Annotated in this window: 36 protein-coding genes and 2 pseudogenes; 19 read left to right on the forward strand and 19 right to left on the reverse strand. The window is 21.5% G+C overall.

The features are described 5' to 3' along the window. Positions 1 to 248: 248 nt before the first annotated feature. The 5 genes from M0D11_RS01230 to M0D11_RS01245 all read left to right on the forward strand — a co-directional run bounded on the left by M0D11_RS01230 (position 249) and on the right by M0D11_RS01245 (position 2930). Positions 249 to 416 (forward strand): hypothetical protein, encoded by a 168-nt coding sequence (locus M0D11_RS01230; protein ID WP_252319278.1) that lies wholly within the window; start codon positions 249 to 251, stop codon positions 414 to 416. After that, complete coding sequence (locus M0D11_RS06625) at positions 397 to 522, forward strand: hypothetical protein (protein WP_256468335.1); 126 nt, start codon at positions 397 to 399, stop codon at positions 520 to 522. The genes M0D11_RS01230 and M0D11_RS06625 overlap by 20 nt, the downstream gene beginning before the upstream one ends. Before the next feature lie 82 nt (positions 523 to 604). Next, positions 605 to 1597, forward strand: coding sequence for a hypothetical protein (locus M0D11_RS01235; RefSeq protein WP_252319280.1), 993 nt, complete (start codon positions 605 to 607; stop codon positions 1595 to 1597). A gap of 36 nt (positions 1598 to 1633) precedes the next feature. Further along, positions 1634 to 1921, forward strand: coding sequence for a hypothetical protein (locus tag M0D11_RS01240; protein WP_252319282.1), 288 nt, complete (start codon positions 1634 to 1636; stop codon positions 1919 to 1921). A gap of 358 nt (positions 1922 to 2279) precedes the next feature. Beyond that, positions 2280 to 2930, forward strand: a complete 651-nt coding sequence (locus M0D11_RS01245; RefSeq protein ID WP_252319284.1) for a hypothetical protein — start codon at positions 2280 to 2282, stop codon at positions 2928 to 2930. Between the two features lie 89 nt (positions 2931 to 3019). On the opposite strand, the gene M0D11_RS01250 is transcribed toward M0D11_RS01245, so the two are convergent. Continuing rightward, positions 3020 to 3226 (reverse strand): hypothetical protein, encoded by a 207-nt coding sequence (locus M0D11_RS01250; RefSeq protein ID WP_252319286.1) that lies wholly within the window; start codon positions 3224 to 3226, stop codon positions 3020 to 3022. Between the two features lie 155 nt (positions 3227 to 3381). On the opposite strand from M0D11_RS01250, the gene M0D11_RS01255 reads away from it, so the two are divergent. The 5 genes from M0D11_RS01255 to M0D11_RS01275 all read left to right on the forward strand — a co-directional run bounded on the left by M0D11_RS01255 (position 3382) and on the right by M0D11_RS01275 (position 7217). Next, positions 3382 to 3534, forward strand: a complete 153-nt coding sequence (locus tag M0D11_RS01255; RefSeq protein WP_252319288.1) for a hypothetical protein — start codon at positions 3382 to 3384, stop codon at positions 3532 to 3534. A gap of 411 nt (positions 3535 to 3945) precedes the next feature. Further along, positions 3946 to 4593, forward strand: coding sequence for an IS3 family transposase (locus tag M0D11_RS07115; protein ID WP_252319290.1), 648 nt, complete (start codon positions 3946 to 3948; stop codon positions 4591 to 4593). A 213-nt stretch (positions 4594 to 4806) separates the two neighbouring features. After that, positions 4807 to 5847 (forward strand): SGNH/GDSL hydrolase family protein, encoded by a 1041-nt coding sequence (locus M0D11_RS01265; RefSeq protein ID WP_252319292.1) that lies wholly within the window; start codon positions 4807 to 4809, stop codon positions 5845 to 5847. Positions 5848 to 5942: 95 nt separating this feature from the next. Continuing rightward, complete coding sequence (locus M0D11_RS01270) at positions 5943 to 6521, forward strand: helix-turn-helix domain-containing protein (protein WP_252319294.1); 579 nt, start codon at positions 5943 to 5945, stop codon at positions 6519 to 6521. Positions 6522 to 6602: 81 nt separating this feature from the next. Continuing rightward, the gene (locus M0D11_RS01275) at positions 6603 to 7217 is read left to right on the forward strand and encodes a DDE-type integrase/transposase/recombinase (protein WP_252319295.1); all 615 of its coding nucleotides are present in this window, start codon (positions 6603 to 6605) and stop codon (positions 7215 to 7217) included. Here the strand turns inward: M0D11_RS01275 and M0D11_RS01280 are convergent. Then, the gene (locus tag M0D11_RS01280; protein ID WP_252319296.1) at positions 7203 to 7448 is read right to left on the reverse strand and encodes a helix-turn-helix domain-containing protein; all 246 of its coding nucleotides are present in this window, start codon (positions 7446 to 7448) and stop codon (positions 7203 to 7205) included. The genes M0D11_RS01275 and M0D11_RS01280 overlap by 15 nt on opposite strands. 354 nt (positions 7449 to 7802) lie before the next feature. Here M0D11_RS01280 and M0D11_RS01285 point away from each other — a divergent pair, with 354 nt between their 5' ends. Further along, positions 7803 to 7973 (forward strand): hypothetical protein, encoded by a 171-nt coding sequence (locus M0D11_RS01285; RefSeq protein ID WP_252319298.1) that lies wholly within the window; start codon positions 7803 to 7805, stop codon positions 7971 to 7973. Positions 7974 to 8212: 239 nt separating this feature from the next. Further along, entirely contained in the window at positions 8213 to 8416 is a 204-nt protein-coding gene (locus tag M0D11_RS01290) for a transposase (RefSeq protein WP_252319299.1), read from the forward strand. Between the two features lie 169 nt (positions 8417 to 8585). On the opposite strand, the gene M0D11_RS07120 is transcribed toward M0D11_RS01290, so the two are convergent. From M0D11_RS07120 to M0D11_RS07125, 4 genes are all read right to left on the reverse strand, one after another. Next, on the reverse strand, positions 8586 to 8828 hold the full coding sequence (locus M0D11_RS07120) for an IS3 family transposase (protein ID WP_252319300.1): 243 nt from the start codon (positions 8826 to 8828) through the stop codon (positions 8586 to 8588). Further along, on the reverse strand, positions 8761 to 9000 hold the full coding sequence (locus M0D11_RS01300) for a hypothetical protein (protein ID WP_252319301.1): 240 nt from the start codon (positions 8998 to 9000) through the stop codon (positions 8761 to 8763). The genes M0D11_RS07120 and M0D11_RS01300 overlap by 68 nt, the downstream gene beginning before the upstream one ends. A 350-nt stretch (positions 9001 to 9350) precedes the next feature. After that, the gene (locus tag M0D11_RS01305; RefSeq protein WP_252319302.1) at positions 9351 to 9803 is read right to left on the reverse strand and encodes a hypothetical protein; all 453 of its coding nucleotides are present in this window, start codon (positions 9801 to 9803) and stop codon (positions 9351 to 9353) included. 351 nt (positions 9804 to 10154) lie between these two features. Then, positions 10155 to 11975 (reverse strand): M60 family metallopeptidase, encoded by a 1821-nt coding sequence (locus M0D11_RS07125; protein ID WP_252319303.1) that lies wholly within the window; start codon positions 11973 to 11975, stop codon positions 10155 to 10157. Positions 11976 to 12161: 186 nt separating this feature from the next. On the opposite strand from M0D11_RS07125, the gene M0D11_RS01315 reads away from it, so the two are divergent. The 4 genes from M0D11_RS01315 (at position 12162) to M0D11_RS01330 (ending at position 15063) form a co-directional block, all read left to right on the forward strand. Further along, positions 12162 to 12554: a hypothetical protein gene (locus M0D11_RS01315; protein WP_252319304.1), complete on the forward strand. Its 393-nt coding sequence runs from the start codon at positions 12162 to 12164 to the stop codon at positions 12552 to 12554. Between the two features lie 82 nt (positions 12555 to 12636). After that, on the forward strand, positions 12637 to 13497 hold the full coding sequence (locus tag M0D11_RS01320) for a DDE-type integrase/transposase/recombinase (protein WP_252319306.1): 861 nt from the start codon (positions 12637 to 12639) through the stop codon (positions 13495 to 13497). 195 nt (positions 13498 to 13692) lie between these two features. Continuing rightward, complete coding sequence (locus tag M0D11_RS01325) at positions 13693 to 14517, forward strand: hypothetical protein (RefSeq protein ID WP_252319312.1); 825 nt, start codon at positions 13693 to 13695, stop codon at positions 14515 to 14517. A 222-nt stretch (positions 14518 to 14739) separates the two neighbouring features. Next, positions 14740 to 15063 (forward strand): ankyrin repeat domain-containing protein, encoded by a 324-nt coding sequence (locus M0D11_RS01330; protein WP_252319316.1) that lies wholly within the window; start codon positions 14740 to 14742, stop codon positions 15061 to 15063. Between the two features lie 326 nt (positions 15064 to 15389). On the opposite strand, the gene M0D11_RS01335 is transcribed toward M0D11_RS01330, so the two are convergent. From M0D11_RS01335 to M0D11_RS01360, 6 genes are all read right to left on the reverse strand, one after another. After that, entirely contained in the window at positions 15390 to 16307 is a 918-nt protein-coding gene (locus M0D11_RS01335) for a TraX family protein (RefSeq protein ID WP_252319318.1), read from the reverse strand. A gap of 11 nt (positions 16308 to 16318) precedes the next feature. After that, a complete protein-coding gene (locus M0D11_RS01340; protein WP_252319320.1) occupies positions 16319 to 16540 on the reverse strand; it encodes an HMG-box domain-containing protein in 222 nt (73 codons plus the stop codon). Between the two features lie 19 nt (positions 16541 to 16559). Further along, a complete protein-coding gene (locus M0D11_RS01345) occupies positions 16560 to 16709 on the reverse strand; it encodes a hypothetical protein (protein ID WP_252319322.1) in 150 nt (49 codons plus the stop codon). A gap of 133 nt (positions 16710 to 16842) precedes the next feature. Then, on the reverse strand, positions 16843 to 17859 hold the full coding sequence (locus tag M0D11_RS01350; protein ID WP_252319324.1) for a ligand-binding sensor domain-containing protein: 1017 nt from the start codon (positions 17857 to 17859) through the stop codon (positions 16843 to 16845). A gap of 38 nt (positions 17860 to 17897) precedes the next feature. Beyond that, positions 17898 to 18218, reverse strand: coding sequence for a hypothetical protein (locus M0D11_RS01355; RefSeq protein WP_252319326.1), 321 nt, complete (start codon positions 18216 to 18218; stop codon positions 17898 to 17900). Positions 18219 to 18220: 2 nt separating this feature from the next. Next, positions 18221 to 18991, reverse strand: a complete 771-nt coding sequence (locus M0D11_RS01360; protein WP_252319328.1) for a ParA family protein — start codon at positions 18989 to 18991, stop codon at positions 18221 to 18223. Positions 18992 to 19117: 126 nt separating this feature from the next. Between M0D11_RS01360 and M0D11_RS01365 the strand changes: the two genes are divergently transcribed. Further along, positions 19118 to 19321: a hypothetical protein gene (locus tag M0D11_RS01365; protein ID WP_252319330.1), complete on the forward strand. Its 204-nt coding sequence runs from the start codon at positions 19118 to 19120 to the stop codon at positions 19319 to 19321. 133 nt (positions 19322 to 19454) lie between these two features. Here M0D11_RS01365 and M0D11_RS01370 read toward each other — a convergent pair whose 3' ends face one another. Together M0D11_RS01370 and M0D11_RS01375 are read right to left on the reverse strand one after the other, a co-directional pair. Beyond that, positions 19455 to 20228, reverse strand: a complete 774-nt coding sequence (locus M0D11_RS01370) for a ParA family protein (RefSeq protein ID WP_252319332.1) — start codon at positions 20226 to 20228, stop codon at positions 19455 to 19457. Beyond that, the gene (locus M0D11_RS01375; RefSeq protein WP_252319333.1) at positions 20215 to 20457 is read right to left on the reverse strand and encodes a hypothetical protein; all 243 of its coding nucleotides are present in this window, start codon (positions 20455 to 20457) and stop codon (positions 20215 to 20217) included. The genes M0D11_RS01370 and M0D11_RS01375 overlap by 14 nt, the downstream gene beginning before the upstream one ends. Before the next feature lie 669 nt (positions 20458 to 21126). Between M0D11_RS01375 and M0D11_RS01380 the strand changes: the two are divergent. Further along, positions 21127 to 21243 (forward strand): annotated as a pseudogene (locus M0D11_RS01380) (IS5/IS1182 family transposase); the annotation flags it as partial. Positions 21244 to 21289: 46 nt separating this feature from the next. On the opposite strand, the gene M0D11_RS01385 reads toward M0D11_RS01380, so the two are convergent. The 4 genes from M0D11_RS01385 to M0D11_RS06655 form a co-directional block, all read right to left on the reverse strand. Continuing rightward, complete coding sequence (locus tag M0D11_RS01385; RefSeq protein WP_252319335.1) at positions 21290 to 21562, reverse strand: IS3 family transposase; 273 nt, start codon at positions 21560 to 21562, stop codon at positions 21290 to 21292. A gap of 241 nt (positions 21563 to 21803) precedes the next feature. After that, on the reverse strand, positions 21804 to 21935 hold the full coding sequence (locus tag M0D11_RS06650; RefSeq protein WP_256468336.1) for a hypothetical protein: 132 nt from the start codon (positions 21933 to 21935) through the stop codon (positions 21804 to 21806). A gap of 121 nt (positions 21936 to 22056) precedes the next feature. Continuing rightward, complete coding sequence (locus M0D11_RS01390) at positions 22057 to 22275, reverse strand: hypothetical protein (RefSeq protein WP_252319336.1); 219 nt, start codon at positions 22273 to 22275, stop codon at positions 22057 to 22059. Positions 22276 to 22367: 92 nt separating this feature from the next. Continuing rightward, complete coding sequence (locus M0D11_RS06655) at positions 22368 to 22496, reverse strand: hypothetical protein (protein ID WP_256468337.1); 129 nt, start codon at positions 22494 to 22496, stop codon at positions 22368 to 22370. Between the two features lie 77 nt (positions 22497 to 22573). Between M0D11_RS06655 and M0D11_RS07130 the strand changes: the two are divergent. Further along, positions 22574 to 23245: pseudogene (locus M0D11_RS07130) on the forward strand (IS5 family transposase); the annotation flags it as partial. Positions 23246 to 23541: 296 nt separating this feature from the next. Here the strand turns inward: M0D11_RS07130 and M0D11_RS01400 are convergent. Then, complete coding sequence (locus M0D11_RS01400; RefSeq protein WP_252319338.1) at positions 23542 to 24492, reverse strand: replication initiation protein; 951 nt, start codon at positions 24490 to 24492, stop codon at positions 23542 to 23544. Positions 24493 to 24957 lie beyond the last annotated feature (465 nt).

The following is a 24957-nucleotide window of genomic DNA, read 5'->3' on the forward strand; positions in this document are numbered from 1 at the left end:
TTCTTTTGCTCTTTTTAATCAAATTAAATCAATAATTTTAGATAAACGTTATAAATATTTTTATAAGTTTAAAAATAGTACATAAAGAGGGAGAAAAGCCAAAATAAATTATTGGAATGGCAACACTTTTTAGTATATAATTAATTTTATATATTATTTTAATATATTATTTTAGGATTTTACTTTTTTAATCACAAAAGCACCCAATGTTGGGCGTTTTTTATTTTTTAATTGAAAGGATGAATATTATGAAAAAATTATTAGTTATGATAAGTGCATTTGTACTTACAACTGTTTCTACAAATCAATTAGTAGAAGGTATGATTTCAACAAATATTTTAAAACCAATAATAAAAAATGAGAATAAAGAATTAAAAGAATTTAAGCAACTCAATGATGAAAAAAATTGATTTTAATCAAGTTGAAAATTATTTTAAAGATGAAAAAAATAAAACTAATAATAAATATAATGGAATGCAGGTAGCATCAGCAACTGTTTTTGTTTCCAAAAATCAAATTTAAAAACAAAATTCCAAGATTTAAAACAGTATATGATAGAGAAAAAAATAAAATTTATAAAAATTTTAAAACAGAATTCTCAAATATGAGAAGTGATTTAAAAATTAATAATATTACACCATTTTTTGATGAATCAAAAGCAAAAATTGAAGCCTTAGAATTTTGAAATAAATTAAATGATTTTAAAATTGGTTTTATTACTACTGCAGCAATTAGCGCTATATTAGCAGCAGGAATGTGAGCAGCTTCTTGAGCTTTTGGAATAAGTATCCCTTGAGCTGTTGCTGCAACAATAACTGCAGTAACATGTACTGCAGTTGCAGAAGCAATAAATATATATATTGTAACTAATGATCCTCTTATTCATAAAATAGACCAAAATATTGAAATTGGTCTTTCTGTAGCTGGTATAACTTATGCTTTTTTTAGAGATTTATATGCAATAATACAATTATCTCTTGTGACTATTGGAACAACATCAGTTATTACAGCTGTGGGTGCCGCAATATTTGCTGTAGGTGTGGCATTATTTGTTTGAATAACCCATACTGATATTTTTACACAAATAGAAAATAGTAAAAATGAAGAACTAAAAAAATGAGTTGAAGAAAATAAAAATGGTATAGTAAGAAAATATAAATTTGAACATAAAGAAATAGGTCCTATAACTAGTGGTGAAGAAGCAGGTAGTGTTGCTCCAATTTATTTATTCAAATGAACAAACTATGCTTCTTCAATTGAAGAATTTAAACAAATATTTAAATATGTAGGATTTACTGATTTCTTAGCTGAAGCTGGAGGTCAGGGAGATACAGTTAAAACAAATAGTTTGTTATTTCCATCAAATAGGATTTTTGATGAAAATGATTTTTATAATAATTATGGAAAAAAAACATTTAATATAATTAAATATGAATACAATAGTTGGTTTGTAAAACAAAAAGCAACTATTGATTGTTATATGACTTATAAAAATGAAAGTTTACTTTGAAGATTAGGTTATTCTTTTGCTTCTTATACCGCAATTTATCATGTTTGAATCTCAGCTAAATTTAATGATTTTTTCTTAACATTGTAAGTTAATTATTAATTTATTTTAAGGAGTTGATTTTTTATGAAAACATTTGTAAAAAATTTAGGCTTTTCTCTCTTTATGTACTATTTTTATAAGTTTAAAAAAAGGTACAAAGAGGGAAATTTAAATAATGAACTTTTTGATGTGGTTAAAAAATATTATTTAAAAAATGAAAAAGAATTAAATAAGAAACCACAAGATTTAAATGTTGATACTAAAAAAATAGATAATCATGATGTATCAGATAATTCGAATAAAAAAATTGATTCAATTTTTGATGATAAAAATATGACAGTTAAATTTGAAGAAAGAATTAATCTGAACTAGTAACTTTGTAAAACAAAGAAACACAGATTACATAAAAGCCTCGATTAATATGTTGATCAGTTTAGTTGAAGATATTGAGAAAGGTGTCTAATTGAATATTGATTTTTACAATCATCAATAATTTTAATTTTTTCTTTGATATTTAATTTATTAATAAAATCCTTTCATGTAAAAATTAGTGTTAATTATATAAACACAATTGCTTTTAGAATACATTCAGGTTTTTTACATTAATGATCTAGTAAATAGGGCCAACCACCCCACCAAAAGTCTCAATTTTAGTATATATACATCTATTTATTTTGAAATTGTTAAAATAAATTTATAAATTAAATTTTATTTTTGATTGGGATAATTTATGATTAAACAAATAAAGAAAACTAAATTATTTATTATATTAATAATTTTATTTATTTGTTTTTTAATAAGTACTGTTATTATTTTTAATTTTTTATTGAACCAAGAAAAAAATGAAAAATATACACAATATAGAATTTTTTTAAATGAAAGTAAAAAAGATTTAAATGCTGTAACTAATTGAGGAGAGCAAATGAATAATTCATTTGTTTATACATTTGAGTTTTCTGAAACACAAGTTATACCAAATAATTTTAAATATATTAAATTTTATAATAAAGAAGATTTAATACCAGATAATTCAATATATACTTGAGGTGATGATAAATATAGAACTAAAAGTATTAATGATGTTACAGGAAATATTAATTTATTAAAATATTTAAAAAATGTTAAGGTAGGAAAAAATAAAACTGATAATCCATCAGATTTTTGTAATATGACAATTTGTGATGATTACAAACACTATATAGGTTCAAGTTTAAAAGTAATTATTAAATTAGGTTTCACTTATTATAAAGAAAATGGAAAATGATATTTTCAAATTATTATAACGCATTATGGACAAACATGAGGTTCTAATTCTGGTGGATTCATTAATACACCATTGGGTAATAGGTTTATAATATCAAAATATTTGTTCAACAACTAAGGTTGTGAACGAAAGGGTCACCCCTAAGTTGCAAAAAAATGTTTTAACTTTGTAAAACAAAGAAACACAGATTACATAAAAGCCTCTTTTTAAATGGAATTACTTCTTTGTTTTTGGTTATTATCATCATTTTTAATAGAATTCCCTTTCATATTTTTATCAAAAATTAAATTTGCGATTTTTTTATATCTTTCGATTATTTTAGTTTTTATTTGTGATTTTTTGTCATCAAAATGACTAATTTCGCGCATCAAATATTTAATTTTTTTATTATTTTCTTTAATTTTTTGATTCAATTTTTTCTTTTTTAAAAAATTGAATAATCCAAAACTAATTATATTTAAAAAAGTGTATTTTTTAATAGCTGACTTTTTTGAACATCTAGAATAAAGTAGACACAGAATTGTAACCTTTGTGTTAAAAATACTTTAAGGAAGGTGTTCATTTTTTTATGGCTAAATGATTATCAAAAGAAGAAAAGTTAAAAATAATAAAAATAAGTAAAATTAAAACAATTGATAAAACCGCATTAGAGTATGGTATTGGTCGATCATCAATAAAAGAATGAATTAAAGCATATAAATTATTAGGTGAAAAGGTTTAGAATATGGCGATGGAATTGTGCTAAAAACCAAAAGAACAGGTCGACCCAAATCTTTAAATTTTAATGAAATGACAAAACAAGAATTAATTGAATATATTGAGGCAATGAACGATATAAAAAGTATTTAGAAAAATCGACAAAAAGAAGAAATATTTTGTGATTTTCATTGAAAAAAATATCAGATTAGTTATTTATGTTGATTATTAAATGTTTCAAAATCAGGATATTATAAGTGAATTAAGAATGGAATGAATGAATGAATTTAATAAATGAGATACATTTTTAGCTAATATAATTAAAAATATTTTTATGAATTTCAAGAAATTTATGGTTATAAATGATAACTTTATGAATTAACAAAATTTATAATTTAAAATTAAAATTTCATATTGTATATAGATATATGAAAATATGAGTTTAAAAGCCAAGGTTCGCATAAAAAAATTTGATTATAGAACTAAATCAGGAAGTTTAAGATATGATAATTTATTAAAACGTGATTTTTCAACTACTAATTTAAATCAAAAATTAGGTACTAATATAACTTATTTATTAACTAATGGTAAAACATATTATTTATCAATTGTTAAAGATTTTCATAATAATGAAATATTAGATTATAAAATAAGTGCAAGTTTAGACATGACATTTGTTGTCCAAAACATTATCCAAGCTTGAGTTAATGCTCAAAAACCTACTTCATGAATTTTACAATCAGATCAAGGATTTCACTATACAAATCCTTCTTATAAAATTTTATGTGATGAATTAAAAATAAAAATTTCAATGTCTAGAAGAGGTAATTCCTGTGATAATGGTGCTACTGAAACTTGATTTGGAACAATGAAAACAGAATTTCTATATCAAATTCCAAGAAAAAATAGAACTATTGAATGAATACAAGACAACTTACCTAAATATATTTACTTTTATAATAATTATCGACCTCAAATAAAATTAAAAGGAATGAGTCCAATCGAATATCGATTAGCTCATTCCAAACCAACAAATAATTACTTCATACCTATAAATTTAACACTTACAAACGCTATTTTATAAAATTTAATAAAAGGTTACTTTTATTGTCCACTTTTCTTGACAAGTTCAGACTTAAAAAATTTAAAAATTGGACAAGCATATGTCAAAATATTATTACCTAGTTCAAATCAATATGTAGATAAAATTGACATTGAAAACGAGATTCATGAATAGAAAAGTATTCAAAAATAAAAAGTCGCTAAAAACGGCATATACCAAAGAAAAGGAAAAAAAATGAAAAAAATAATTAAAAATGTCTTACTATCAATATCAATTATTTCATCATTAAATTTAGGATTAATTTCTTGTTCGTCTGAAAAAGAAAATGAAATACTAAATTATAGTAATTTTTATGTTTTAGGTGATAGTTTATCAGATATTGGTGCAGGAACATTTGGTCAAAATCAATATTTAGAAAATAGTAATAATAAATTCAAACATTTTCAATTAGATGAACCTTATTATAAAAATTCTTGAAGTAATAACAAAGTAGCTTCACAATTAATTGCTGAAAAATTTAATATAAATTTTAAACCGAGTTGATTATTTAAACTTAATGATAAAATATATCAAAATTATGGTAATAATTATGCTTTTGGTGGAGAAGTTGCAGATAGTAGTAATCATAATTTAGTGATTAAATCCTTTGATTTAGAACATCAAACAAAAGCATTATTATCACAACATAAATTACAAAAAAAAGATTTAATTTGAATAGAAATAGGCGCTAATGATATTAGTAGTTTAATGACAAAAAAGAATTCTATAATTATTGATAACAAAATCAATAATGTACTAAATCAAGAAATAAAAGCAATTAATTTATTAATTGCAAATGGTGCAAAACAAATAATTATTAGTGATGTTCCTGATTTAACATTAACTCCAAAAATTAAAAAAATATTAAATAATAGCCAAGAAAAATTAAAAACAGCAAGTAAAATATGTATTAAATATCAAGAAGCATGAAAAAAAATGATACTTGAAATGAAAGAAATTTATAAAAAAATTATCACACCTTTTTTTCTTTCAAAAGAATTATTAAGCGATATGACTGAATTTAAAAAACAAATGGCAAATGGAATCATTGAAACCAGTGCTACATATTGTAAAATGATAATAAAAAAAGAAAGTTATTCTTATAAACCAGTTTTTAATTTTGGAGTTAATGAAAATAATATAAATAAATATTTTTATTTTGATGAATTTCATCCAGGGATGTGATTTCATCAACAAATGGCAAATCATATAATTAACATTTTACAAAATAATTAATTTATTAGTTAGGTAGGAATATTGAGAAATAAAAAGAAAGGGTCACCCCTAAGTTGCAAAAAACAATGTTTTAACTTAGTAAGGAGACTCTTTTTATGACAAGATATAATAAGGAACTAAAATTAAAAATCATAGAACAATATTTTGCTGGTAAATCTGCTACAACATTAAGCAAAGAAAATAAAATCAGTAGAAAAATAATTTATATTTGAATTCAAAAATGATACTTGCAAGGTGAAAAAAGTTTAGTTTCAAAAAGAACTAAAATTAAAAAACAAGAGGTAAATACTGTGAGTAGAGATTTTAAGAAAAGACCAAAAGAATCATTAAAAAATTATGAAAAACGAGTTGAAAAAGAATTATTTTTACTACAAACTAAAATTGAAATTTTGGAAAAGTCTTATCTCTACCGCAGTCAAAATTGAAAAAACCACAAGCAAAACCTAAACCACGCAAAAAATAAACCATTTCACTTTAAACCTTATCTTTATGAATGTTATAAAATTGTTAAAATCTATATTGAAAAAGGATTTAAAAAATCTTTTCTATTAAATTTATTACAAATTTCTAATGAAGGATATCGTAAGTGAAACATTCGCGGATGTCCAGAATGAAAACCAAAGTTTGATGATAGTTATGATCAAGCAATAAATTTAATCTTATGATGATGATAAAGATTATGGTTGTCAACAAGAATAGGGTCATAAACGAATGGCAGCTATTTTAAAAATTGGTAGAAAAAATCACTTTCAGCAATGAAAAGATTAGGTTTAAAAACAATTCATAAACAAGGAACTTATGGAAAAAAATCAAAATTAAAAGCACAACATAAATTTATAGCACCTAATTTATTAAAACAAGCTGATGATACCATTAGCTTTAAAGTTAATAAACCATTAGAAAAAATTGCTTTAGATATTAGTGAATTTAAAATTAATAATCAAAAATTGTATTTGTGAGCATTTGTTGATTTTTATTCACGAAAAATTTTACATCATCACTGATCTAAAAATCAAGAAAAGTCACACCTTATAAAATCTTTAAAAGATATGACTAATAAATATAATTTATACAATACAATTATTCATACCGATCGTGGAATACAATTTAGAACTCATGATTATTGAAATTATGCGAAAAAAAATAATATTCAATTAAGCATGACAGATGGCTATGCTTCATATCAAAATGCACTTGTAGAAACTGTATTTAAAACTTTAAAAGTTGTTTATTTTAAAAGACAAAAATTCAAAAATAAAAATACATTTTTATTATATATGAATCATGCTATTTGAAAATATAACAATACAAGATTTCATACAAAAATAAAAAATACTCCAGAAAAAGTGTTTCAATTACTTTTTCACTAGAGTATAATTATTGCAACTTAGAGGTGACCCTTTCGATTGTTTTCTATTTTCAGCTTTATTTTGTGCAATCAATGAAAAATAATTACTATTATCTTGATTTCTATTAATTTCTCGAATAATAGTACTAATATTTCGATTAAGATTTTTAGCTATTTCACTAATTTTAACTTTAAATTTCAATTGATTCTCAATATAAATTCTTTCATCTACGCCAAGATGTTTATAACTCATATAAAAATTCCTTACTTTTTTATAAAATAAATTTAGCATTATGAAATTTTTATATGAGAATTTTTTTGCAATTTTATTTACTTGCACTAACAAGTATAATTCAGCGTATAAAAATAAAAGCGGACTTCTCCCCACATGTACTTGTGGAGGAAACAATGAAATTGAATGAGTTCAACAATACTTTTCAAACAGAACAAGATTGTTTGAAATATATAGTAAGTTTGAAGGAAAATAAATGTATCAGGTGTTATTGAACAAATTTGAATACTTGATTTAAGAAGAATAAGATGTTTGAAATGTCATCAAACATTTAGTATTCTTCATGGCACCATTTTTTACAAGTCACAAATATCTTTGAAATCTTGGTTTTATCTCATCTTTAGATGAATAAACACCAAACATGGAATTCCATCAACTGATGTTGCAAAAGAATTGGGGGTAACTTTGAAAACTGCTTGAAGAATGGGTCATAAAATCAGAACTTGTATTGCCAAACAAGAATCACAATTTATTGTTGAGGCATAGTGCAAATGGATGAAATGTATCTTTCACATATGGGTTTTAAAAACAAGGAAGATCCTTGGTGAATAAAACCTTGATTGTTGGTATTTATGAAAAACAACCAATAAATTAATTGTGAAAGTATTGAAAATGCAAAAAGTAAAATCTTTTGCAGTTTGCAAGAAACCACATTTCTTCAAAGTGTCATGTACATACTGATTTTTGAAAAGGATATTGCGATTTTAAATCGGTTTTCACTAAGCATGAAACAGTCAATCATCAAGATAAGCTATGTTTCAAAACTGGTAAATACCAACCAAATTGAATCAGTTTGAAAACATATAAGAAGAACATTTAAAACACATATCAAAGTTGCAAAACATCATGTTCATTTATATGCAAAAGAAGCTGCATATAAATTCAATAAGATACCTAGTTTTGAAATTGTAATGCTATGTTTGATTTAAAAATGTGGGGAGAAGTCCGTAGATAGGCTTTTCTCAGCATTTATGTGATAAAATTTAAAAATAGTACATAAAGGGAGAAAAGCCAAAAAAAGTTCGAAAATAAAAATTTGGAACTAAAGTTTGAACTTGTCAAGAAAAGTGGACAATAAAAGTAACCTTTTATTAAATTTTATAAAATAGTATTTGTAAGTGTTAAATTTATAGGTATGAAGTAATTATTTGTTAATTTGGAATGAGCTAATCGATATTCGATTGGACTCATTCCTTTTAATTTGATTTGAGGTCGATGGTTATTATAAAAGTAAATATATTTAGGTAAGTTGTCTTGTATTCATTCAATAGTTCTATTTTTTCTTGAATTTGATATAAAATTCTGTTTTCATTGTTCCAAATCAAGATTCAGTAGCACCATTATCACAAGAATTACCTCTTCTAGACATTGAAATTTTTATTTTTAATTCATCACATAAAGTTTTATATGAAGGATTTGTATAGTGAAATCCTTGATCTGATTGCAAAATTCATGAATTAGGTTTTTGAGCATTAACTCAGCTTTGAATAATATTTTTGACAACAAATGTCATATCTAAACTTGGTTTTTATTTTTATAATCTAATATTTCATTATTATGAAAATCTTTAAATAATTGATAAATAATATGTTTTACCATTAGTTAATAAATAAGTTATATCAGTACCTAATTTTTGATTTAAATCAGTGGTTGAAAAATCACGTTTTAATAAATTATCATATCTTAAACTTCCTGATTTAGTTCTATAATCAAATTCTTTATGCGAACTTTAGCTTTTAAACCCATATTTCTCATATATCTATATACAACATGAAATTTTAATTTTAAATTATAAATTTTATTAATTCATAAAGTTATCATTTTATAACCATAAATTCTTGAAATTCATAAAAATATTTTTAATTATATTAGCCAAAATGTATCTCATTTATTAAATTCATTCATTCCATTCTTAATTCACTTATAATATCCTGATTTTGAAACATTTAGCAATCAACATAAATAACTAATCTGATATTTTTTCTTCAAGGAGAAAATCACAAAATATTTCTTCTTTTTTGTCGATTTTTCTAAATACTTTTTTATATCATTCATTGCCTCAATATATTCAATTAATTCTTGTTTTGTCATGTCATTAAAATTTAAAGATTTGGGTCGACCTGTTCTTTTGGTTTTTTTAGCACGAATTCCATTGCCATATTCTAAACCTTTTTCACCTAATAATTTATATGCTTTAATTCATTCTTTTATTGATGATCGACCAATACCATACTCTAATGCGGTTTTATCAATTGTTTTAATTTTACTTATTTTTATTATTTTTAACTTTTCTTCTTTTGATAATCATTTAGCCATAAAAAAATGAACACCTTCCTTAAAGTATTTTTAACACAAAGGTTACAATTCTGTGTCTACTTTATTCTAGATGTTCAGTTTTAGGGGTTATTTGGAATTTGTGTTTATGTATAAATTTTATATTCATTTTTTAAAATTATTTGTTCTATACAAAAATAAGAACAGTTTAATTATACACTTTTATTTTATATTTTAACACTTATTTACGTTAAATATTTTAATTAAAAATTATACAAGAAAAAATAAAACTACTCAATTGAGTAGTTTTAAAGTATTTAAGGTTTACATTTTTTGTGATTTACTACTAGAACTTTGATTTTTTACTAACTACTGGTGATCTTTAACAAAATATTATTTTTTTATTAACTTATTATTATCAACAATAAATTTTACATAATTTTCTTTTGAAGGAATTCACTCTTTAATATTCGAATCAAAATAAAGTCCTCTTTTTGGTTCAGCTAAATAGAGTATAAATATATAGTTATCTTTATATTTAATATTATTAATATCTTGAAAAATGGCCAATGTATCTTGTCCTTCTGCTGTTTTTTTGTAAGTTATATTACCATTATTATCTTTAATTGTAATTCCTACATAAGGTTGATTTTCAAAATAATCATGAATTTTTTCATTATTATAACTAACAAAAAAAGTTTTATTTATTTTATTTAAATTAATAATTCCTCTATATTGTTGTAAATCATATCCTATTCCTTCTAATAATATGCTATTTTCTAAATTTAATTTTATATTAATTTTATATTTATTAGAAATTATTTTTCTATTTTTGTCAGTTACTTCAAAATTAACAACATTACTTAATTCATTAATAAAATTAGGATTTTGATAAGAAATACTATTAATATTTTTAATTTTTAAATTACTTTGTAAAGAAATGTTATTCTTAATTTCATCAAACGAAATTGTATCACCAATACTTTTTTTTAAAAAACCAATAATTTTTACTCCTTGAACCGGTTTATAAATTGGTAATTCATATTCAATAACTGCATTTTTATCATAATGACCATCAAAAATATTATTTCAAATATTTTTTGATAAATTTTGATATTTATTTACAATATTTTTAGTATTTTCATCGGCTTTAATTCCTCATTTTTCAAAAAATGGAATTAAGTTTTGATTTACTAATTTTGAAGTTATTTGAATAAATAATTGTTGTTTTTCAATATTATTAGTTGGTAGTAAGTTATTATCTAATAATCTATAAATTTGATTTAAGGTTGGATAAAATCATTTTCCATATGCTTGATCTAGTTGTCAAAATAAACCTAATTTAACTCAAACTGATTGATTATCAAAATTCTTATTTATATTTGAGTTAAAAATAAAATTTTGAATTTCTTTATCTATGTTATCTTTAATTAAACGATTTTCAAATCCTAACTCTCTTTGAATTCAAAGAGAGTTAATATTTACTGTAACTTCATCTAATCCGTCTCATTTATAATTTTGATTTTGATAAGTATGTCCTATTTCATGTCATAAATATCAATCATCAATACTTTGTTCTTTAAATAATGCTTCTCCAGAACCAGTATTTTGTTCAAAAATTATTCGATAATTTGTAGCAGCAGCATAACCAGGACCAGTATCAGGATTTGAGATTTGAAATTTGTTATTAAATTTATAAGCTACTCCGTCATAATTTAAACTAAGTCCACTAACTGTATTAGATAAATCATAAATTTTATCTAAACGAGTGAAAGTTTCATTAATAGTAAATTTATTATAATCATTATTTATTCACAAGTCTTTTGCAACCTTCATTTGAAAAGTTCCAAAAACATGTTTGCCAATAATTTCAACAAATGGTGAATTAATATTATCATTTAGTATTTGTTGAAATTCTTTATTTGTTGTTTTGTCAAGAACAAAAGTAGGAACTTCTATTCCTTTTTCAACACTAAGTAAAACTTTATAATCATTACTTTCACTTTTATTTGTAAGATAAAGCATACCTTCTAAATCAGAAATAATAGTTTGGTTATGCTTATTAATAGTATACTCTTTTGGTTCTAAATCTTGGCCATTATTTAAATTTTGATAAATACCTCATTGGCCAATAAAGATACTAAATAAATCTTTATCATTTTCTGGTATTGCTATGTCAATATCGAGTGAAAATTTCCCAAAAATATTTATCAAAAAAGTAAATTATTTTGGAAAGTTAAACTGTTAAATAAACACAAATTCCAAATAACCTTTAAAATTTTAATTCCTGTTTTTAATATAGGAATTTTTTTTGTATAATTTAATTAAACTTAATATAAGTTTTTAACTCATTGCTTTAATTTCAAAGTAAATGAGTTTTTATTTTGAAAGGATGAAAAAATGAATAAAAATTTACAAGAAGAATATGAATGAATTAATAAAGAATTGATAAAAATAATCATTGATAAAAATCAATTTACTCCAGAAATTATTAGTAATAGAGTTAATTTAGCTCAAACTACTATTGTTGATATTAATGAAAATTTAAAAAAACAAAAGATTAGCAAATTTAAAAAAATTAGTTATTTAATATTAAAAATATTTACTTTTGGAAAAATTGATAAAAATAAAATAATTAAAGAAAAAAATGATTTTTTTATAAAAATATCAAAAGAACTTTTTGGAAATATTAAAAAAGTAAAAGAATTATATATAAGAAAATCAAATAGTGAAATAAATATAGATGTTAATAAAATTAATAATGCAACTTGGCACTTGGCACTTGGCACTTAGCCCTTTTTACTAGACCATTAATTTAAAAAACCTGAATGTATTCGAAAAACAATTGTGTTATATAATTAACACTAATTTTGACATGAAAGGATTTTTATTAATGGATAAAATTAAACAAATAGAATTATTTATTAGAAAATTAAATATTAATCAAAAAATTAAAATTATTGATCATTGCAAGAATCAATATTCGATTAGACATCTTTCTCAATATCTTCAATTAAACAGATCAACATATTACTTTTTAAAAAACAAACAAAAACCTATTAAAAAAGAAATAAATCACCTTGATCATTGTAACCATAAATATCAAAAATTATGCAAATTTTTAATTGAATTTCATTCTACAAGAAAAGGTAGAATTTATGGATATTTACGAATTTTTTCAGCATTTAAAGAATGATTAAAACAAGAAAAAAACATTCACTTAAATATAGAATTATCAACAAAACAAATGCGAAAAATTATGAAAGATCACAACATCCAAGGTTTAAAACAAACTAAAAATAATAATAGTAAAAATAAAAAGACTGCACATAAATGAATACCTACAATGGATAAAGTCAACAAAAATTATAAAATCACAACTTCTTCTAATCAAATTTGATCAATGGATACTAAACAAATCAATACTAAAGAAGGCTGATTATACCTTTTGGTAATTATTGATTTTTATTCAAATAATGTTGTTAGTTATAATACTGCTTCTAATAAATCATATAAAGATTTAATAAAACCTGCTCTTGAAAAAATAACACAACAATTTTCTTTAAAACAAATCAAAAGCGTTATTTTACATTCAGATAATGCTGCTGAATTTTATTGCCAAGACATATCCAACTGAACTATGTCAATATCGAGTGAAAATTTCCCAAAAATATTTATCAAAAAAGTAAATTATTTTGGAAAGTTAAACTGTCAAATAAAAACAAATTTCAAATAACTTCTAAAAAATTTAGTTCCAAATTTTTATTTGAGGACTTTTTCTATTTTTTTTAAAAAAAGATTGTATAATTTATAAAATTTGTTATAAATTATGAAAAATTAAATATAAGTTTTTAACCCATTTACTTTATTTTAAAGTAAATGGGTTTTTTTATAAAATTGAAATAAAATAAGAAGAGGTATGAAAAAATATATGAATACAGAAAAAATATTAGAATTAGTTAATTCAGAAGAAATAAATGATTGAATGAATCTTTTCAAACAAAAAATTGAAAAAGAAGAAATAAAAAATTCAGAATATATGGAATTATATAATAAAAATTATAATTTAAATTATAATTTTGAATTTCTTGAAGAAGAAAAAATATTAAATATATTAGAAGAATTAGATAAAAAAATTAGAAAAAAAGTAAATTCAAAAAATCAAATTGCAAAAAAATATCAAAAAGCAACCGAAAAAAGAAATGAAAAGTTAATGGAAAAATATGAAAATATAATGAAAGAAAAAAAGAAAAAAATTAAAGCATTAAATTTGATTAAAGAAGAACATTTAGAAAAAGTTAAAGATTTAGAATTAAAAAGATGTGAATTACTAAAAAATAATGATAAAAATGAAATTTTTTTATCAAAAGAAGATAGAGAAATACGAAATCTAGAAAATAAAATATGAAAGAAAGTATTAGATGATTATTTTCAAGATAAAAATCATAGAATTCTTAAATTAAATCAATATGAAAATTGATTTGGTGAATTTAAAATTAAATCACTAAAAATACAAATAGAAGACACTATTTTTGAAAAACGTTTAAAAACATTGTCAGACATAGTTAAAACATTATATCATGATGTTTCTAGAGACAAATTATTTTTAGAAAGAGAAAACATAAAAACTGATGGTTTTGAAGAAATAAGTCTAAACTCTTTTGATGATGAAGGTATTGGAGAATCAATAAATTCGATAGATTTACAAAATCAACCTTCAATAAGTGGATATAAACCAAGTTCATCGCAAATGTAAAAACGAGAGATTGCTGTTGCAATCTATTATATCTTTAAAATCAATTTTAGGTCACCAAATTTGCTCATAAACAAACGGTTTAAAATTTTATAGGGTTTAGTATTAAAAAAATAAAAATCTCTAATTAGAGATTTTTTAAATTAAATATTTGGTAGTATAAAATAATAACTTCACTTTTGGGAAATTTTTACTCGATAACTAAAGGGAAATTTTTATCCGATAATGACATCACATTATGCTATTTGAGATTATAATAAAAATATGATTAAATTATTACTACAATGTGGAATAAATCCAAATATTCAAAATAAATACAATAAAGATACTCCTTTGCATTATATAATTAAAAAACAATGAGATAATAATATTAATGAATTATTTACAAAAAATTACATTAGAAATTATACTAGTCAACGTTTTTTAAAAGGTGAATTAAGAAATGAAATTTATTTAGGACAAAGAAAATATTGTAAAGATATCGTTGAACTATTAATTAAATATGGTGCTAACGTAAAAATTAAAAACAAAGATAAAAAACCCCCTTAGAGTTAAATAAAAATCCATATGCCAATGAAAATCTAGAAGTTTCAAAATTATTAAAAGAATTCGAAAAAATTCAAAAACCATGAGAAGAAATTGATTTTAAATCTTTTGAAAATTTAAGTTTACAAAATCAACCTTCAACTTCTAAATCACCACAAATGTAAAAATAACAGATTGCAATTGCAATCTCTTTATATATTTAAAATAAATTTTAAGATATCAAATTTGCTCATAGACAAATGATTTAAAAATTTATATGGTTTTAGTATTAAAAAAATAAACAGCCCTAATTAGGGCTGTTTTAACTCAAATTTATAGATTAGATATTTTTATTTATTTTGTATAATTATTGAAATTAAAACAGTTATACCGATGGTCAAAGGATATGAAAACCAAAATAAATATTTTATTGTTTTTTCTACATAAACATTCTTTATATTGAATTTATAATCAGTAAACAACAAAATAAAAGGAATATCAATAAGTGCTCAAAGTTCTAATTCATTTAATGTACTCCTTGTTGAAGTTATTGAATCTATTTTTCAAAATAAGAAATAATCAAAAATAATAAGAATTAAAAAAAAGATAACTGATAATATATTAGTAAATAATCTTTGATGTTTATTTTCATTATAGAAAAAAAATACTAATTCTTTTGCCATCCAAAATGATGGAATTAGTAAAAATCCAAAAATACCATAATCAATAATAAATCTTTGATTGCCAGCAAATTTTGTAATTATAGAAATGTTATATTTTTGAATAAATATTAAAAAAAATAATATGAAAATAAAATATATTAATGAAAAAATTTTATTAAATTTTTGATAAAAAATTACAAATGCAGACCCTAATGTTAAATTAGCAAATATATTCATGTAAAAGGGAGAAATTGTAGGATTTTTTTGAAGATATAAAAATCAAGTTGTAGGGATTTGTAAACAAATAAACATTAAAAATAATTTTATAAAATATAAATCACTATTTTTAGTTTTATTAAAACTAAATGCGATTATAAAAGTATATAAAGGTAAAGCCATTCTCCCAATGATTCTTAAAGTTATAATTTCAGGAAAAATTATCAATCCAATATGATCAATGATCATTGAAATTAATGCAATAATTTTTAAAGTCATTGAATTAAAAAGTTTATTATTTAAATTATTTATACAATAATCTATTTTATTTTTTAGTTTTAATGTTTTATACAAATTTTCTCATGAATTATAACTTGTTTTTTTATTCATTAGTAAAATCCTTATTTTTTATTTTCTTTTTCATATATTTTTTTGTTTTCTTCTGCCATTTTTACATATTTATCTTTTTGTTCACTTGTCATTTCTTTTCAATGATTACCAATCAATTTAGCAATTTCTGCAACTTTTGATTTAAGTTCTGGTTTTTGTTGAATAATTTCTGCTCTTTTTTCTTTACTAAAAAGCATATAAGCATTCATTGGTTTTTTAATTTTATTTGACATATTTTTATCCTCCTAAATTTTATTTTTGTGCAAATTTTGTTACTGTATTATCAAATGATTTTTGATAGCATTTACCACTACAATATATAAATTTATCTCTATATAGAAAATCAAATTTATACTCTTTTTCACATGATGCTAAATAACATTTAGTTGTAATAATTGCCATTTAATTTTACCCCCTTAAATTTAAATGTATATTATTATTTTATAATATTTTTGCAATAAGTTCTTCATATGCTTGTTTTTGACGTCAATAATAAGGGTTTTCTCAAATTGAACATAATTTATTTTTAAGATTATTAAATTTTTAGTAAAACAATTTTGAAAATTTTATCATTAGCAATAATTGCATAAATATTTTTATTATCATCTATTGTTAAACTACAAATTTCACCAATAATATTAAAAATATTTATTTTCTTTTCATTAAAAACTTTATAGTATAATTTACCTTTTCAAGTTATTATATAAATGTTACTGTCACTATCAATTTCAAAATTTAAAATCTTATCATTAATCTCAAATATTTTATTAAATTTTTTTTCTTTAAATAAACATTTATATACACTACCATTTAAAGAACCTGCATAAATATTACCATCTTTATCAATATTTAAATTTCTAATTTCATCATTAATAATATTTTCAATTTCATAAAAATTTATTCCATCAGTACTTTTTAAAATTTTACTATTACTATTTTCACCATGATAAACGACACTTGCATAAATATTACCATCTTTATCAGTTGTTAAACTTAAAATTTCACCAGAAGATGGCATTATTAATGAAAACTCTTTTTCGTTGTATTTTTTTAAGTAAATGGAACCATCATCATTACCTGCATAAATATTACCATCTTTATCAGTTGTTAAACTTAAAATGATTCCATTTATTCCATCAATTTTAGTCAAACTATTTTTATAAACTTGATATAAAAAACCATAACCCGTTCCTGTACCTGTTGTACTTGCGTATATGATTCCATTTTTGTCAGCAATTAAACTTAAAATTTTACCATTTAATTTTGCAATCAATTTATTTTTTTTAGTAATATTATTTATTTGATAAATTCTACCATAACCATCACCAGTTCATGTAGTATATAGTATTTCACTTTTGTAATTTTTATACAAGTTTATATTTGAAATATCTTCTTTAATTTGTTTAATTTCAATAAAACTGTTTTTGTTATTAAAAATGTTTGTTTGCGTAGATGTAGAAAATGTTTTTTCATTTTTATAAAGATCAACCGCATTTATGCTGACTGTTCCAATTAAACCAGTTATTCCAAATATAGTAATAATTTTTTTCATAATAATTTTCTCCTTAAATTTAATTAAATCGTTATCAGTTATTTTTTGTTGTTAATATTTTTTTGATATTCTTCATTAATACATTTTCTAACAAAACTTGATAGTTTAGCACCTGTCATTTGTGTTATAAATTTCATTTTTAATATATCATTTTCGTATAAAGTAATATTAACATTTTTAACTTTCTGATTTTCAGAATTTTCAGTAATAACATCATAATGATTTATATGAGATTTACTTTCTTGTATAAAAGGATTATTAATATTTAATGTTTGATTTAATTTATTTTCTTTTATCTTATTAAAATTTATTTCAGTGCGGTCTACATTTAATGTTTTTTCAAATATATTTTTACCCATTATTAAATCATTCCTTTTTTTATTAATTCTTCATTGATTTTTTGAATTGGATTACCTAATTTTTCTAATCTTTTTAAATTTATTATAGTTTTTTTAGAAATAACAGATTTTTCAATAATTGCATATTCTTTAATATAATTTTTTAATACTTGTTTTGGGAAAGCATTATTTACTATTTCAATAAAATCTCTTGAAGTAACTTGATTTCCAATTTTATTTAATAAAATAGTATTCATATTAAAAGGTAATTCTAATGATTCACATATTGATTTTCATGCATTTCCCAAAGTCATTATTCCCTTTAAAGAGAATTTTGACCTATCAGAAATAATGATTATGTCATTAGCAATAGCCATTAAATTTTGATTAATTAAACTTAAACTAGGATTTGTGTCAATCAAAATATAATCGTAATTATTTTGTAAGTAACTATAATGAGATTTTAATTGATTAAATAGTATTTTTTCTCTTGCTGGTTTATAAACTAATATTTGATTAAAATCATCTAATAAAATATTTGAAGTAATAATATCTAAGTTTTTTATGCTTGTATTTTTTATTAATTCATTTATATTTTTATTTCCACTAAATAAATCTCCTAATAAATTTGCTTGGTCAACGTCAAAAAAACAGTCACCTAAGGAAGCTTGGGGGTCTCCATCTATTAATAAAACTCTTTTATTTAATTTTTGAACCAAATATGTTGATTCTAAATATGCAAATGTAGTTTTACCAACTCCACCTTTTCTTGCCACAATAGTAATAATTTTCATAAGAGTGTTATTCCCTTCTATGGTATAAATATATAAAAATATATTAACATATTTTAAAATTAATTAATGTATTATTATATATTTTAATATTTTTATATATACATTTATATATTTTTAAATATATAAATGTATATAATTAATAAACAAGAATTAGAAAAAATATCTAAAATAAGTGTAAAAATAATTAGTAGTTTGAATGATAAAAGTTATCAAGGCTCAACAATTATCGATATAACTAAACAAACAAATATTTCAGATATTGATATGCAAAATTATTTTAAAAATAAAAAAATACAAAAAAAATATATAAGTGTATATATAAATATATAAAAAAAGACCTTAATAGGTCTTTTTTTGAAAAAATTAAATTATATTTATTCAAATAGGAAAAAAATAACCATCTTCTTCTTTTACACTACCATAATAAATTATTATCTTTGCCAGAACTTTGATCTTTGCTATTTTATATTATTTCTGCAATAAGTTCTTCATATGCTTGTTTTTGACGTCAATAATAAGGATTTTCTCAAATACTTATAAAGTTATTATTTGATGTTGTAAAAATTTCAGATGTTTTAATTTCAACATGTGATAATAAATTACTAAAATTATATTTATTTAATCACGTCTTTATTTTAGTACGATTATCATTATCATTTATATTATTAAAAACTATTTTTAATAATGGCTTAGAACGTTTTAAATCATTTATTATTAATTCTAAACTATTATTTAAATCTAAAATACCTTTGAAACTTGTACTATCACAATTTGTAGGAATAACTATTAAATCACTAAATATTAATCAATTTAAACTTAAATCATCGGTTGTTGGTGGATAATCAATCAAAACATAATCATAGGCATCAAATATTTCGATATTTTTTTTATAAACTTGTAAACCTACTAAATATCAATTTTTACTATCATAAATCTCTTTCATAATTGGTAATGTTTTTCTTAAAGTTTCACCTCCAACAATAATATCAATGTTTTTATATTTTGTTGGTTGTATTACTTTATTTATATTTATTTCACAATCACTAGCAATTATTTTGTGTAATGATTTTGACATATCTATATTTTCATGTTGTAATAAATAACTCAAACTTGCTTGTGTATCTAAATCAATTAATAAAATTTTTTTATTTTCTGAAGCAAATTTATAAGCAATGTTTTTACAAAGGGTAGTTTTACCAACTCCCCCTTTTTTGTTACAAAAACTAATCATTCTCATTTTTATATTTCTCCAATCTATTAAAAAAATCTTCTAAAATTTCATTCATTAAAGTTGTTTTCTTTCATTTTCTTATTTTTGCTAAATCATTAAATTTTAATATTAGTTCAGGTTTACATGTCATAGGAGTTAATTTAATTCTTGTATCTTTTTTAATTTCATTAGAAAATGAAACTGTTTTATTTAATTTTTTTTCAATATCTATATCTTTTTTGTCTAAAATTGGCATTATTATATTCCTCTCTTTTTACAGTATTACTAATATTACAAGTATTATTTTATAATAAAAAATATATAAATCAACTAATTAGCATAAAGTATTACAAATATTACAATTTATTTGGAAATTAATGAAATATTAAATATTTTATTATGCTATTTTTTAATCATATATTCATCTAAATTATTTAACATTTCAATTGGAGTATATCGCATACCATTTCACCAAAAATCTTTTGTTGTGTTTATATCACTCTTCTTCTATAATTTTCTAAAATTATCTAACATTTTAATAAAATCTTTGGAAATATTATACAGATTAACACATCCATAACACATATAAATATTTTAGCAAGATGTAACATTTTTTTATGTGGAATAAATCTTTCTTTACATACATAACAAGGTTTACTTTCTGATTCAAAATAAATTTTATCTTGAATATCTTTTTTCCTTGATTCTAATTCTTTTAGATATGCTTGTCTGTCTTTTTAAACTTAAATTTTTTTTCCTTTTTCTTCTTCTCTTTTTAACTTTATTTCGGCTATTCCTTTAATAAAACACGGATAACAAAAATAATATCTTTCAAATTTTATACGTCCTAAATTTCTAAGAACCTGTTTGGAATCTTTTATAAAATAACGTAAAATGACTATATATTTTAAGATAAGGGGTATATATGCATAAAAATTATCCAAGTCATGTTACTAAAGAACAATTTGAGAACATAAGATCAATTTTAGAAAATAGCAAAAAGAAAACAAAACCAAGAAATTTAGATTTATATGAAGTATTGAACTTGTCAAGAAAAGTGGACAATAAAAGTAACCTTTTATTAAATTTTATAAAATAGCGTTTGTAAGTGTTAAATTTATAGGTATGAAGTAATTATTTGTTGGTTTGGAATGAGCTAATCGATATTCGATTGGACTCATTCCTTTTAATTTTATTTGAGGTCGATAATTATTATAAAAGTAAATATATTTAGGTAAGTTGTCTTGTATTCATTCAATAGTTCTATTTTTTCTTGGAATTTGATATAGAAATTCTGTTTTCATTGTTCCAAATCAAGTTTCAGTAGCACCATTATCACAGGAATTACCTCTTCTAGACATTGAAATTTTGTTTTTTAATTCATCACATAAAATTTTATAAGAAGGATTTGTATAGTGAAATCCTTGATCTGATTATAAATTCATGAAGTAGGTTTTTGAGCATTAACTCAAAGCTGGATAATGTTTTGGACAACAAATGTCATGTCTAAACTTGCACTTATTTTATAATCTAATATTTCATTATTATGAAAATCTTTAACAATTGATAAATAATATGTTTTACCATTAGTTAATAAATAAGTTATATCAGTTCTAATTTTTGATTTAAATTAGTAGTTGAAAAATCACGTTTTAATAAATTATCATATCTTAAACTTCCTGATTTAGTTCTATAATCAAATTTTTTTATGCAGACCTTAGCTTTTAAACTCATATTTTCATATATCTATATACAATATAAATTTTAATTTTAAATTATAAATTTTGTTAATTCATAAAGTTATCATTTATAACCATAAATTTCTTGAAATTCATAAAAAATATTTTTAATTATATTAGCTACAAAATGTATCTCATTTATTAAATTCATTCATTCCATTCTTAATTCACTTATAATATCCTGATTTTGAAACATTTAATAATCAACATAAATAACTAATCTGATATTTTTTTTCAATGAGAAAATCACAAAATATTTCTTCTTTTTTCGATTTTCTAAATACTTTTATATCGTTCATTGCCTCAATATATTCAATTAATTCTTGTTTTGTCATTTCATTAAATTTAAAGATTTAGGTCGACCTGTTCTTTTGGTTTTTACTTTGAATTCCATTGCCATATTCTAAACCTTTTTCACCCTAATAATTTATGCTTTAATTCATTCTTTTATTGATGATCGACCAATACCATACTCTAATGCGGTTTTATCAATTGTTTTAATTTTACTTATTTTTATTATTTTTAACTTTTCTTCTTTTGATAGTCATTTAGCCATAAAAAAATGAACACCTTCCTTAAAGTATTTTTAACACAAAGGTTACAATTCTGTGTCTACTTTATTCTAGATGTTCAGTATTTTGTGCAGTTTTATATGTATTAAAAAGTGGATGTCAATGAAGAATGTTACCAAAAAATTTTCCAAAATGACAAACTGTATATTATTATTTTCAAATTTGAAGTAAAAATAGTGATAAATTGGCATTGACAATAATTTTAAAAAAATTAGTTAGAAAAGTTCGTATCAATAATGGTAGAAAAAGAACAAACTAGTTTTTGTATAATTGATTCACAAAGTGTTAAGAACTTACAGATACTGCTAAAAATAAAGGTTATGATGCTGGTAAAAAATTTCAGAATAAAGCGTCATATTGCTGTTGATTCATAGGCTTACCACATGCAATTTACATAACCACAGCAGAAAAAACAGATCCGTAACAGTGCTATAATAATGATTGAAAATGAAAAAGAAAATTTATCTAAAGTTCAAAAATACTAGTAGATGCTGGTTATACTGGTGAAAAATTTGCTTTTAAAATCAAAACAATCATAAATGCAAATGTTGAAGTTATCAAACGTAATGAATTACATTCTTTTGTATTATTGCCAAAAAGATGAGTTGTAGAACGAAGTTTTGCATGATTAGAAAAATGCAGAAGATTATGAAAAAATTGTGAAAGAAAATTAAATACTAGCTTACAAATGGTTGTTCTTTCCTTTATTTCAATTTTATTAAAAAGATCCTAAACAGGTTCTAATACATCTGGGACAAGGTTCACCAAAACCACTATTATTATCCATTCATTTTTTATCTATCATTTTTTTCATTCCTTTCTTTTTATAGTATTACTAATATTACAAGTATTATTTTATAATAAAAACTATATAAATCAACTAATTAACATAAAGTATTACAAGTATTACTAATTATTATTTTTATATTTATTATTTAAAATAGAGTTTGAAACTTTTATTTCATTTTTTGGATCTAGCAAAAGGTTGATATCTCGTATTTTAAAACCTATTTAAGTTTTTTTAAAACTTTAATTACTATCAATATTATCTAAAATTTTTTGTACTTCTTTATCACTTAAAAGTGATTGTTTAATTATTTTAGTTTTTTGTTTTTCAAAATTATTTTTTGTTAACTTTGATTTATTCACATACTTTTTACATATTTCATATTCTTTTTTAGTTGCTACTTTTTCAAGTTCAGGATTTTGAGCATTAAATTTTTCTAAATCTAAATGCGTATTTAAAATTATTTTATTATATTTTCTACCATTTTTAATCAATTCATAAGTAAAAATAATATCTGTTTTTTCTAAATCTTTTTTTACTGGTTCTAAAATTTGTTTCTTTAAAAGAGAAACATTTCTAAAATAGCAACTATTTAAATTTAAATTTAAAATATTTGAAAGTTGTTCAAAATCTCATTCATGTTTAAAATTTGGTGTTTTTTTAGTCTTAGCATTCATATATAAATAACTACGTAAATACTCATATAAACGCATTGAATATTTACTTGTAACTTCTTTTGTGTAAGGCAAATAAACATTTGTATAATCTTTTTTTAAATCTACGAAATATTTTGTAATTAATTCTTTATTAATTTTAAGTTTAATATAACCATCAATGTTAAAACCTGATAAAAAAGTATTTACAAAACCATATTTATTTTCATTTTCTATAAATACAAAAAATTGTAAACCAGTTAAAATTTGTAATTCTTTCATAATTATTGTCATCTCTCGCTTTTTATGAATAACCTTATCATAAAGCTTATGTTGTTGAATACCATAATAATTGCAAAAATCCTTTAATCAAAAACCAATATGGTCAATATTTTGAATATTATTTTTAGTGTTCAAAATAGCAAAATTAAATAACCTTTGTGTCATAATTCCAGCACACTCATTTGTCACTGCACGAACAATCACATTTGATTTTTTAATAAATTTATTTTCTACTTTCTTTCCCAAACTGTTTTTCATAATCTAACCCCATTTAAATTATTTATAAATTATTTATTAAATATAAAATCATTATAACCTATTCATATCCGTATATACTAGAATTCATATTTAATTTTCTATATACAATATGTAAAATTTAATATATAATAATAATAAATACTTAATAATATTTAATAATGTTCAAAAAAATATAAAAACTTTCAGTTTTTTAAATAATTTTAATGATTTTTGCCTTTAAAAAAAAATATAAAAACTTATCTAAACTCTAGTATATACGGATATAAGATTTTCAAAAAATTGTTATTTATAATTCACTAATTGATATATTTATTGTACAATTATTTAGTTACTGGTGTGGTCTTTGCGGTCGGCATCAGTAACGATTTTTTATTTATTCTGTCAATATCGAGTGAAAATTTCCCAAAAATATTTATAAAAAATATTTTGGAAAGTTACAGTGTTAAATAAATATAAACACAAATG

Source organism: Spiroplasma endosymbiont of Lariophagus distinguendus, assembly GCF_023846195.1.
Taxonomy (GTDB): Bacteria; Bacillota_I; Bacilli_A; order Mycoplasmatales; family VBWQ01; genus Spiroplasma_E.